Source organism: Bacteroides sp. 4_1_36, from assembly GCF_003466325.1.
In the GTDB taxonomy this organism is placed as follows: domain Bacteria; phylum Bacteroidota; class Bacteroidia; order Bacteroidales; family Bacteroidaceae; genus Bacteroides; species Bacteroides uniformis.
Genome location: NZ_QSOX01000001.1, coordinates 516612 through 528520 on the forward strand (window position 1 = coordinate 516612; position 11909 = coordinate 528520).

General features: G+C 47.8%; 13 protein-coding genes. 12 read left to right on the forward strand and 1 reads right to left on the reverse strand.

The window, feature by feature from the left end:
* Window positions 1-257: 257 nt before the first annotated feature.
* From DXD65_RS02470 to DXD65_RS02520, 12 genes are read left to right on the forward strand one after another with little or no spacing between them, the layout of a single operon-like run.
* Window positions 258-1298, forward strand: coding sequence for a toprim domain-containing protein (locus DXD65_RS02470; protein WP_101602742.1), 1041 nt, complete (start codon window positions 258-260; stop codon window positions 1296-1298).
* Complete coding sequence (locus tag DXD65_RS02475) at window positions 1295-3046, forward strand: PHP domain-containing protein (RefSeq protein ID WP_101602741.1); 1752 nt, start codon at window positions 1295-1297, stop codon at window positions 3044-3046. Before DXD65_RS02470 ends, DXD65_RS02475 begins: the two co-directional genes overlap by 4 nt.
* On the forward strand, window positions 3012-3779 hold the full coding sequence (locus DXD65_RS02480; protein ID WP_101602740.1) for a DNA-methyltransferase: 768 nt from the start codon (window positions 3012-3014) through the stop codon (window positions 3777-3779). Before DXD65_RS02475 ends, DXD65_RS02480 begins: the two co-directional genes overlap by 35 nt.
* Complete coding sequence (locus DXD65_RS02485; protein ID WP_101602739.1) at window positions 3772-4314, forward strand: HNH endonuclease; 543 nt, start codon at window positions 3772-3774, stop codon at window positions 4312-4314. The genes DXD65_RS02480 and DXD65_RS02485 overlap by 8 nt, the downstream gene beginning before the upstream one ends.
* A complete protein-coding gene (locus tag DXD65_RS02490; protein WP_101602738.1) occupies window positions 4311-6488 on the forward strand; it encodes a DNA polymerase III subunit alpha in 2178 nt (725 codons plus the stop codon). Before DXD65_RS02485 ends, DXD65_RS02490 begins: the two co-directional genes overlap by 4 nt.
* A gap of 3 nt (window positions 6489-6491) precedes the next feature.
* Complete coding sequence (locus tag DXD65_RS02495; protein WP_101602737.1) at window positions 6492-7259, forward strand: PolC-type DNA polymerase III; 768 nt, start codon at window positions 6492-6494, stop codon at window positions 7257-7259.
* Window positions 7256-7615, forward strand: a complete 360-nt coding sequence (locus tag DXD65_RS02500) for a hypothetical protein (protein ID WP_229093127.1) — start codon at window positions 7256-7258, stop codon at window positions 7613-7615. Before DXD65_RS02495 ends, DXD65_RS02500 begins: the two co-directional genes overlap by 4 nt.
* The gene (locus DXD65_RS02505) at window positions 7581-8105 is read left to right on the forward strand and encodes a hypothetical protein (RefSeq protein ID WP_101602736.1); all 525 of its coding nucleotides are present in this window, start codon (window positions 7581-7583) and stop codon (window positions 8103-8105) included. The genes DXD65_RS02500 and DXD65_RS02505 overlap by 35 nt, the downstream gene beginning before the upstream one ends.
* On the forward strand, window positions 8086-8244 hold the full coding sequence (locus tag DXD65_RS21090; protein ID WP_162838076.1) for a hypothetical protein: 159 nt from the start codon (window positions 8086-8088) through the stop codon (window positions 8242-8244). The genes DXD65_RS02505 and DXD65_RS21090 overlap by 20 nt, the downstream gene beginning before the upstream one ends.
* A gap of 4 nt (window positions 8245-8248) precedes the next feature.
* A complete protein-coding gene (locus DXD65_RS02510; RefSeq protein ID WP_101602735.1) occupies window positions 8249-8548 on the forward strand; it encodes a hypothetical protein in 300 nt (99 codons plus the stop codon).
* 20 nt (window positions 8549-8568) lie between these two features.
* On the forward strand, window positions 8569-8775 hold the full coding sequence (locus tag DXD65_RS02515; RefSeq protein WP_101602734.1) for a hypothetical protein: 207 nt from the start codon (window positions 8569-8571) through the stop codon (window positions 8773-8775).
* Complete coding sequence (locus DXD65_RS02520) at window positions 8768-9364, forward strand: DUF6549 family protein (RefSeq protein ID WP_101602733.1); 597 nt, start codon at window positions 8768-8770, stop codon at window positions 9362-9364. The genes DXD65_RS02515 and DXD65_RS02520 overlap by 8 nt, the downstream gene beginning before the upstream one ends.
* Before the next feature lie 314 nt (window positions 9365-9678).
* Here DXD65_RS02520 and DXD65_RS02530 read toward each other — a convergent pair whose 3' ends face one another.
* Window positions 9679-11880, reverse strand: coding sequence for a peptidase domain-containing ABC transporter (locus DXD65_RS02530; RefSeq protein WP_101602731.1), 2202 nt, complete (start codon window positions 11878-11880; stop codon window positions 9679-9681).
* Between the last annotated feature and the right edge of the window lie 29 nt (window positions 11881-11909).

The following is an 11909-nucleotide window of genomic DNA, read 5'->3' on the forward strand; positions in this document are numbered from 1 at the left end:
TTTTTAAGTCGTTACACAATAATCCAATGTGCCAATGGACAAAACAGTTCGCAAAGATAGGAATTTTCTTTGAAATTCCAAAACTTTATAAAGATTATTTGTTTGATTATCATAATTTTAGCATCACTAATGTATTTGTCTTAATTAACAAAGTCGACACTATAACATTGTTCGTTGAAGGGCAGAACAATCATTTATAATTAGTCAATTTATAGAATGCTCAAACTTTATTATGACCGGCAGTACTATACCTTAGTATGGAACTGTCTGTACAGGAATATCAATATCTGGTTTCGGAGATAACCCGTGAGACGGGGGCCAAACGGGACGGGAGCGGCAAGAACCTTATCGTTCCGCGCTGTCCGTTCTGCGGCAAGCAGGGCGGTAAGTTCGGTATCTATATCGGTAAGGAAACCGTCCGCCACAGACCGTTCATGGCACACTGTTTCTCCTGCGGGGCGTCCACCCGTACACTTGCGCAGTTATTGGAGGCTATCGGACGCATGGACCTGATGGTTTCCGAAACAACAGATATCTCGGCACCGCTGAACCTGCACCTGCTGGAACCTGACGAGGCGGAAGATATAGACGATGAACTGGTCCCGTCCGGACTGCCGGACTTCTATAAACGGACTTTCCGCCACCCATATCTGAAACAGCGCGGATTCCGCTTCGATGACTATGAATATTTTCCTGCCGGAATAACCGGCAGGCTCAATCCGCGGTATGCCGACTATGTAATTTTCCCGGTCATCGACTGCGGTATGGTTGTCGGATATGTTTCACGCCATACCTGGCCAAAAGAGGAGATAGACACCTACAACCGTAAAACGAAATACAAAGGTGAATACAAGATACTTCGTTATCGGAATTCCACAGAGAACGACTTTTCCAAACTTCTTTATAACTATGATGCCGTCCGCAAGGACGGTACCGATACGGTCATCGTTGCAGAGGGCGTTTTTGACGTCATCGCGCTGACGCGAAAACTTGAGCTTTACGATAACCCGCATATTGCCGCCGTAGCGACTTTCGGAAAGAAAATTTCCGATGTGCAGATTTACAAGCTGCAATCGAAGGGCGTGAGGACCGTGGTTATTGGATATGACGGTGATGCCGTCGAGGCGGTCAAACGGGCTGCGGAACGGCTGAGGCCCTACTTCGAGGTGTTCATCGCAGATATAGCGGATGCCGATAAAGACTGGGATGAACTGGCGGAAACGGAGGTCTACGGCATCTTTGCCTACCGTCTGCTGTCTGTCCTTGAATACAAACTCAAAAAAGTACAGGAAAGATGATACAGGAACTGCTCGCATGGCTTGACACACAACGGATTTCTTATATACCGGTTGACACGGAGGTGGTGGACATACCCGGGTTCGGACGGCTGTTCACGGCTGACCTGTCAGGTGTGGAATCCATTTTCCGCAGTGACGGCGATAAACTTGTCTTCAATCTGATGGAGAATCCGGCAGTATTGATGGAGGAGGGAATCTACCATGTGGCTTTTCCGTTCGGATATAACTGGTACTATTACGACCTTCGGGAAGAATTCCGTTTCAATCTGTTGAAATACATCGGCCGTCCCGGGCCTCCGGTACATGACATTCCGTTTGTGAATCTTGGTGTCCATACTTCTTACGAACTGCTGAACGCCTGTGGTTCCCTGGAGGATTTATGCCGCAAGGCAAAATGGTCAGGACATACGGCGGTCGGCATTTGTGACCGTAATACAATGGCCGCCACACTCAATTTCCAAAAAGAATGTGCCAAAAACGGGCTGAAACACATCTTCGGCTACTCGCTGACAATGATTCATGAAGAAGAAGCCGTAAACCTGAAAATATATGCCTTGAACAATGAGGGGCTCCACAACCTGCTGCGTATCCAGTCCGCCGTGATGGTGGTTTCGGAAAACAATACAATCCGTTATGAACAGCTGCTGATGTATGCCGCAGGGTGTGTGCCGGTCTTTGCCACCCGCTCTGTCTATTGGATGGCCGGACACCCTAAGCAGGTGGAACGGATCCGGAAAGGGGCCGAAGCGGTTTATTACCAGATAGACGCCAACGAATATAAGGCGGACCGTATTGACCGGGAGCAGCTGGAAGCCCTTAAATATTATTTCTGTAATTGCTATGATACCGAAAGGGATCTGTTTACAGTAGAACCGATCCTCCTGCCGGATTGCTATTATATGGACAAAGATGATGCCGCTTCCAAAATTATAGTGAATAAAATTGCTGCAGGAGCCGCACACGAACAGAGCGGGGAGCAATATTTCAAAACGGCGGATGAACTGTATGACACGCTCCGTCCGCTTTTTTCCGAGAAATGGGACTTCGATGCCCTGTTCGGGCGTATGTGCCGCCCTACGGTGGAGATTGCAGAACGGGCGGAAGCCGTGTTCGAGACCGGACGGATGTTCATGCCCGAATACCGTATGCGTCCCGAAGAAGTGGAACGGTACGGCAATCGCCGCACGATGTTCCTCCGGCTGCTTGATGAAGGGTTGAAACGAAAAGTTCCGGATATGGAACGCTACCGGGAACGGCTGGACGAGGAAGTCTATATCATCGAGTCAACCGACAACGTGGATTATTTTCTTGTACAGTGGGACATGGTGCGTGAGGCGCACCGCCGGGGCATTGCAACCGGTATCGGGCGTGGCTCCGCCGGCGGATCGTTGGTCTCCTACCTGTTGGGCATTACCTCCATCGACCCGCTGAAATACGACCTGATTTTCTCACGTTTTCTTGTTCCGGAACGCTGCGGACTGGTTTGGAAAAACGAGATAACGGTACTGGCTCCGGACATTACGCTTAACAAAGGCGAACAATATGTGGAGATACAATCTGAAAATAAGACTTATCGTCTCTGTGCGGATGCCCGTTTGAGGATTCTCCGCGGCGGGGAAGAAAAAACAATATATGCCGATGAATTGATTTGCGGTGACGAAATTCTTTTTGACCGCCGAGATTGTTTGTGGAACTTAAAGGAACTCGAAACCCATGAATCCGACTTACGAACACCGCCGTCCCTATGACGGCTGCGACCTTTACCGGGGTGACGCCCTCGAGGTGCTGCCCCTATTGGCAGGGCAGGGCATCGTTGCCGACATGGTATTGTCAGACCCGCCATATGGTACGACACACTGCCGCTGGGACGCCGTGATAGATATTCGGGGGATGTGGAATGCCATACAAGGCGTTTCTGCCCCCGGAACTCCCATACTGCTGTTCTGCCAGCATCCTTTTACCAGCATATTAGGCTGTTCCAATCTTGAAAAGCTGCGTTATGAATGGATCTGGGAGAAGACACAGGCGACAGGTTTTCTCAATGCCGGGCGTATGCCGATGAAAGCGCACGAGGACATTCTCGTGTTCTATGACAGGCTGCCCAAATACAACCCCGTCAAAACGGACGGGCACCGGTGCAAGATCGTAATGGCCGACCACCGGCGCAAGTGTGACAGCGGGGAGATATATCGGAAGCATGACAATTACCGGGACTACATCTCCACGGAACGCTATCCGCGCAGTGTATTGAGATTCAAGACGGACAAGCAGAGGTCCTGCCTGCACGCAACACAGAAACCGGTTGCCTTGCTGGAATATCTGATACGCACCTATACCGACGAGGAGGACCTCGTCCTTGATTTTGCGATGGGCAGCGGCAGTACTGCTGTCGCCTGCAGGAACATGGGACGGCGCTTCATAGGCGTGGAGATAGACCGGGATATTTTTCAAACAGCATATAACAGAATAGCCAATGACTGACACCCGGGAAATCTGGGTGGATATCAAAAATTATGAAGGGAAGTATAGAATCAGCAACAAGGGGCGCATCAAGAGTCTGGAACGGCAGGTATCGCATGGCGGTATCACCTGGACACAGCCTGAACGGATCATGAGCCATTGGTGCGGGACCACCTCATATTACGACTGTGTGCGGCTTTATAAGGGAGGCGTCGGGACAAAATTCTCCGTACACCGTCTCGTGGCACAGCACTTCCTTCCGGAATGGAATCCAAAGTTGGAAGTGAACCATATTGACGGTGACCGATACAACAACACCGCGGACAATTTGGAAATGTGTACGCACCAACAGAATATGGAACACGCCATTGCGGGCGGGCTCAAACAGGATTATGGAGAGAAAAGTGTGAACGCCAAACTGACGAACGCACAGGCGGAAGAGGTACGGGTGAAGTATTTCTCCGGCAAAGTCTCACAGAATACCTTGGCAAAACAGTACGGCGTCAGCCGCCAGACGGTAAGCGCCATTGTTCGATATAAGAAGTATATAAGATGAAAGTGACTCACATTAAAATCAGGAAAGCGGATACCCCTTTGACTGTCATGGATTCGTTCGTTGACAGAGGGCTGACGGAAGGCGGACACGCGTCCTTGCCCGATATCGATGTCGATTACGCTTCCGACCGACGGCAGGAGATCAAGGACTATCTGGAAGAACGTTACAATGTGGATGGCCGCCAGCGTGTGTTCTCGGCTGGAACCTTTACAACCATGAAGCTCAAGGCAGCATTGAAGGATGTGGCGCGTGTGCACCGCGTGCCGCATGCCATCGTGAACTATATCACAGCCATGATAGATGACGGTACGGACTGGACGGGGCTGTTCATGCAGGCGACGACAAACAGGAAACTGCGTGAGTTTATCCAGACCTATCCGGAAGTCATTGAAGATGTGCGCGGGCTGCTCGGACAGCCCAAGGCCGCATCCATACATGCTTCCGCAATTATAGTGACACCTGATGCCCGGGACGGCAGGCAGGCCGAGTGCTTCGATTACCTGCCTGTCCGAAAGATGGACGGTGCATTGGTGTCGGAATTCGACGGCTACTCGGTCGATGAGATCGGGCTGCTGAAGGAGGATGTGCTGGCGACAAAGGAGCTCGCCAAGCTCAGCGCCGTCATCGCATTGGCCAACAGTCATTTCGGACAGGAACTGTCCATAGAACGTATCACACAGGAGATGCTGGAAGATGACAAGACGTACCGGCTGCTCGCTGAAGGCAACACACAGAATGTTTTCCAGTTCTCTTCACCCGGCATCACCCGCTTCATTCAGGATGTGCGGCCAAAGTGCATAGAGGACCTGATCGCCATCAACGCCCTGTACCGTCCCGCCACGCTCGACATCGGGGCCACGGAGGATTATATCCGTTTCCGGCGGGGGGAAGTGGCGCCGGTCTATGACTACGGCTGTTACGAAGCGACGAAGAACACGTTCGGAATAATGTGCTATCAGGAGCAGTTCATGTCCATAGCCCACACACTCGGCGGCTTTGACCTCGGCAAAACCGACCTGTTGAGAAAAGCCATCGGCAAGAAGAAGGCGGATCTGATGGCTACGCTCAAGGCCGATTTCATCGCGGGGGCTGTCCGCAATGGCTGCCCGGACTATGAAGCGGAAGAAATCTGGCACAAGATAGAGGTGGCCGGAAAATATTCGTTCAACCGTTCCCATGCCGCAGCCTATGCCCTGACCGCCTACTGCGGGGCTTGGCTCAAGGCCAATTACCCGTCGGCATTCTATACCGTAGCATTGCAATGGGCGGATGACAAGGAAATTCCCCCGCTGATGGCGGAGATGGAACGCTGCTCGTCAGCCAAGATCGTGCCGCCGGACATCAACCGCTCGGGAACGGAGTTCTTTACCGACTACGCCACCGATGAAATATTCTGGTCGCTTACCCGTATCAAACAGGTGGGTGTCAAGACGGTGGAACACATCGTTACGGAACGTGACCGAGGCGGGGCGTATACCGGCATTGAGAACTTCATACACCGCATTTTCCGTTACAAGCTCAAAAAGTACAGCTATTGGGATGACCCGGACAACCCGGAGGAGGCGGTGAAAGTGCCCGTGAATGCCCGTCATGTCAAGCACATGGTCCTTGCCGGATGTTTTGACCGCGTGGAAAATGTCGGGGCGGTTACCGAACGCTGCGCCCTGCTCGAACGTGCCGCCAGGGAACTGGGATTTTCTCTTTCCGAAAAAGACTTCCCCCTGGATATGCGTGAGAGGCATTTCTTCTGGTCTCAACAGCAGATTGCCGTATCGGGCATCGGCAATATTGATTACTGGCGCATCTTCGACAACTCGGAAGCCCGCAGGCAGGTCAGGGGAAAAGCCTCTTACCTGCCACTGGACGAGGTGGCACTGGATGAGAACGACGGCCGGAAGGTAACGGTCTGCGTCACGGTTGTGGAGGTTGCGGAGCATACTTATAAGGACAGAGAAACGGGAAGCCGGAAACGTTTCGCCAAGCTCACGCTCTCGCAGAACAACCGCATTACGGAATGTGTCTGCTGGAACGACTACTACATGGAACATCGCACCGAGATACAGGCCCTCAAGGGCCGGGTGGTCATTCTCACGGCTGTCGTCCGTTACAGTGATTATAACGGATGCAATATGCTCCAAACCTATAAGAACTCAATGTTATTCATTCAATCCTAAGACATGACACCAAAAACAGAACAGAAAGTATACGTGGGGATCGGGATGGATTTTGAAACCGGCGGTCTGGACTGCCGTGAATGCGCCTGTACCCAGATCGCCCTGCAAGCCGTCCGTTTCGACACCTGGCAGGTGTTCGACCATTGTCAGGCGTATATCGCCCCCTATGGCAAGGCGGATGCCGGACTGCCCCGTCGCAAAGTGTTACGAACCCGCCACGAACAGGCGAAGGAAGCCGGGGTTGTCCCTATGAAATATGAGCAGACGGCATTGGACTATTCCGCCATCACTATGGAAATGTTACGTACACAAGGGGTGGATATGAAGACGGCGGCCGGAGAAATCATCGCCTTCGCCAAACGTAGCGCCTTGTCGAAAGGCAACCAGTGTAAACCCATACTGATCGGACAGAATGTCACTTTTGATATCGGTTTCTTACAACAATTGATGAACTATGCCGGACTGGTTGCCGAGTTTGAAAAAACTTTTGCCGGAACGAAGGACTATTACGGTAATTTCCAGCCCCACTATATCGATACGCTTACAGTAGGGAGGCTGGCATTTGCAGCCGATCCGGAAGTGACTTCTTACAAATTGGAGCTGATCGCCTCCCGATTGGGAGTGGAATTGAATGATGCACATGATGCGGCTGCCGATGTAACGGCCACACTTGACATACTTGGTATCTATACCTCCCGGTTACGTCATGCGGGCGGGGAAGCAATCACAATACAGGCAAAAGAGAAAACCCGTAAACACTTTAAAATATGATGACGGATATCAATAAAAAAGATGCGGAAGACATTCAGCAGGGCCCGATTCCGGAAACCATCACGTTTCATACTGCAGACCGTATGACATATGGGGCATTAGGCTATGACGGCAATGAACTTATGGCGTTTATATCGGGCTATGACCTTGAAATTAAGTTCAATTTGCGGATTATAAATTCACTGGCGGATGCCGAGGCATGTGCCGACGCGCTGGCACAAGTGTTTTATGAGGCACTGATGGAACAATTAATTAATGAGAAAGCGGATTTTGTAAAACCTCATCACTGGAAACCCGCTACTCTTTCAGAAAAAGAAGGAAATGAAATCAGACAAGATAATGGACATGCTGGATAAACCGGAAGGAAAGCCGCTTACAGAACAGGAACTGCAATTTTGCAACCTCTATGTGAATGGCGGCCTGGAATATGCGGGACGACCGAAGAAATGTTTCGTGGAAGTGTTTGGGGAGAATGCGGTAAAGAATCCTAATGCTTCCGCCAACTACCTGATGAACAAGCCCCATGTATTGGCACACATCAGGACATTGCTGTCTTCGGAGCGCTTTGAAATGGAAACAATGGCCGTGAAACTGCAAGTGACCGAAACCCTCAAAGCCGTCATGGACGAGGCGGCCACTTCGGACTATACGGACCGTTTCGGAGTCCCCCTCTCTCCTGCGGCACTTAGGGCCGTGTCGGTCAATGCCGCCAAGGCGCTGATGGAAATTTTCCCCATCAGGCACAAGGAAGAGAGCCGCCTGCGCATTGAGGGTAATGACGGCAATGTGATTTTTAATGTAATTGTACCCCAAAAAACGACAGAAGATGACCAGAGGGAAGCATAAGATTGACAAACAGGAGATAGCCTGGTGGACTTATCTGGCAATCATGGTCGCATTGATTGTCTATGGATTTTGGGATAGTGCGGCGGCAGAACTCCTGCTCAGGGCTATCAAGGACGCATACACTCTTTTAATGGAATAATTATATGGAACAATTCAAGGAATTTGTAATAAAGTACTTCAAGATTATTGTAGTGGTACTATCGTTTTCACTGACACTGTACATACAACATATCAACAACACGGCGCAGATTGCCAAGTTGGAAACGAAATGTGCCGGTATGGAGACCGAAATCAAAAACCAGTATGACCGTATTAACGCCATGAAACTGGACAAGTCTGTTTTTGAGGCCACCATGATGCAACTCAATACGGTACAGAACGACCTGCACGAAATTCGTGCGGACATTCGTGAGCTTCTCAAATGCCAGGGAACGCACAAATAGGATCATAGAACATAACCGTCATGATTAAGAACTCATATGTTATTATCATCGCCTCGCCCAAACTCTCACAAATAAGATTGGACGAGGTGATCGGCCGCCGTGGACTGCTCGTGGAAGACCTGTCACAGAACCGGGAAACGAACCGGGGCGGCCTTGTGTTGCTGGAAGAAAGTTATCTGGATGAATTCCTGTGGTTCATCCCCGAAGAATCCATATCTTATGAATAGACTGAACAAAGTATTTTTGAGTGTCATGCTGTTACTCGTAAGCATTGTCTGGCTACAGTACCGCCGCATGGAGCGTCTTACGAAAGAGCGTGACCGTTTTAGCATGAACAATACCGCACTGCTTTCTGATATAAAGCGGATACAATCCGACTCCGCGACAATGGCGCTCGATGTCAAAGTACTGAGGTTGACCATGGACGAGTATAAGAAATTCCGTACCAAAGATACTGAGAAAATCAAGGAACTCGGAATGAGAATCAAACATCTTGAAGCGGCGGCACGGCATGAGGTCGAGGTACAGGCTCCGATAGATGCCGTTATCCGTGACACTTTCATTGTCCGTGATACAATTCCTTTGTTACGGCAAAAAATTGAAATGACAACACCGTATATAAAGTTGACAGGTTTTATTGAGAAGAACCGTCTCACAGGGGATATCAGAATGCCCGTAACGCTTAATCAGGCCATTTGGATAGAATACAAAGGGTGGTGGTTCTGGAAACGGGCCAAAGCCATCCACCAGATGATCTCAAGTGACAATCCTTATGCAGAAATAAAATATTCGGAATATATCCAAATTGAGAAATAGTCTCTCTGCCCAAAAGAGAGACAACCCACCCTATCTGATAAAGCATGACAACAGATAAGTGTGAAATACAAAGTTTATTTAGGGATTTGCAAAACACCCTTCTTCAAGAAAAGAACAAGTGTTGAAAAATGCTCTCACCTTTCCCATATGGGTAAGGAACCCCCAAAAACACTAACATTAATATCACAAAAATAATCGTGATAACAGCTATGCCCCAACGTACTAAAGCGGGGGGAATCGTACCGATAATGTTACGTACCTTTTCTGACCGGAGTTCAACCTGATCGGAACCATTGTTTCTCTCTATTTCCATGTTAATTGCCTAATTCAAGTTGGTTTTTCACTAAATTATAATATATGCCCTGCCTTTCTATAAGTGAGGCATGATTTCCTATTTCCACCACTTTACCATTGTCAAGTACGATTATCTGATCGGCGTTTTTTACTGTTGAAAGCCGGTGGGCAACAACGATGACTGTGCGTCCTTTATAAAACCCGTTCAGGTTTTCTACAATAGCTTTCTCGTTTTTGGCATCAAGAGCATTGGTCGCTTCATCAAGAAAGATAAAATCAGTTTTTTTATAAACCGCACGCGCAATAAGAATACGTTGTTTTTGCCCCTGACTCAATCCCATACCATCCCTACCGATTTGAGTGTTGTATTTTAGAGGAAGTCCCATTATATAATCATGAATATTGGCTATTCGTGCAGCCTGTTCCAGACGCTCCACATCTATATCACCATCATCCACTGCAATGTTTCTTGCTATTGTTTCTGAGAAAATTATTCCGTCCTGCATGACTACGCCACATTGCCTACGCCACCATTTTAAATTATAATTATCAAGATTTCTTCCGGCTATGAGAATATTACCTGCCATCACTGGATAATAACCTAATATAAGTTTTATCAATGTAGTTTTTCCACTCCCACTTGCTCCTACAATAGCGGTCACTTTTCCTTCAGGAATTATGAAAGATATACCTTCAACCGTTTTTTTCAGAGCATGCGGGTCATATTTAAAATCCACATTATCAATGACTATCGATTTGTCAGTTCTGTCTGCAAATCCAATATGTTGACGTTCGCATGTTTCTTCACTTTTTCTTTCATGAATTTCATTAATGCGTTCCAACGAGATTCTCACATCCTGTAGTGAATAAATGAATGACATCAGCTGCTCCACCGGTGAATTGAGTTGTCCTACAATATATTGTACCGCAAGCATTGCCCCTAATGTGATATTGCCATTAATTACGGATGTCGCAGCCATTACTGTTATAAGGATGTTCTTTACCTCATTGATAAAAATGCTTCCCGCTTCCTGCATCTGTTGCAATTTAAGGGATTTCATCTGCACTTTGAACAGGTCGGCCTGTACATCCTCCCATTCCCAGCGGCGTCTGCGTTCGCAATCTTGTAACTTTATTTCTTGCATTGTTGTAATGAACTGATAGGTTTTGCTTTGGCTTATTGCCTGCTGCTCAAAAAGTTCATAATCGATCACCTTACGCCGTTTTAGGAACGTGGCGATCCATGCTCCATAAAGAAAACTGCCTAAAAGGAATACTCCAAAGATTATCCTGTTATAAATAAAGAGTACCATTCCGAAAACAACAAAACTCAATAGACTAAACAATGTACTAAGTAACTGTGAAGTAAGGAATGATTGTACCCGGTTATGGTCGTTCATGCGTTGAAGCAAATCCCCCATTAATTTGGTATCAAAAAAGGACATTGGCAACTTTAATAATTTAATGAAGAAATCACTTACAAGTGAGATATTAATGCGCATAGAGATATGTAACAGCAACCAACGTCTGATAAAATCAGTCGCTGTCCGTCCAATGACAATCAGAAGCTCACCCAACAGAACTAACCAAATAAATCCGATGTCCCTGTTAGTTATGCCGATATCAACAATGGATTGTGTAAGGAAAGGCATGATCAATTGCAATATGCAACCTACCAGCAGCCCTAATAAGATTTGAATGAGATGCTTTCTGTATTGTCTCAGATAACCATATAAAAAACGGAAAGAATGCTTTTCCTTCTCGGAAGAATTTATTTCCCAAAAATTCCCTGTCGGTTCGAAAAACATTGCTATGCCTTTTTCCTCCCTTTGCGATTGTGTATTCAACCATCCTTTTTTAAATTCTCCTTCAGTATATACAATTTTCCCTTTGCCGGGATCTGCCACATAATAGATATTTCCTTTCTTCCTTTTATTTATTTTGTAAAGTACTACAAAATGATTCTGATTCCAAAAGATGATGGACGGCAGGTCCACTTGTTCCAGCTGCTCCACTGTTGCACGCCCGCAAACGGTATGTAATCCCAGTTTTTCGGCAGCCTGACTTATGCCAAGCAAAGATATGCCTTCATTGGTGGCAAAGCATATATCGGAAAGCTGGGCAAGGGTATATTCCTTACCATAATATTTACATACCATTTGCAGGCAGGCTATGCCGCATTGCATGGCATCATGCTGGAAATATAGTGGAAATTGAGACATATTTCTAATTTTGATATACTGTTGTTTAA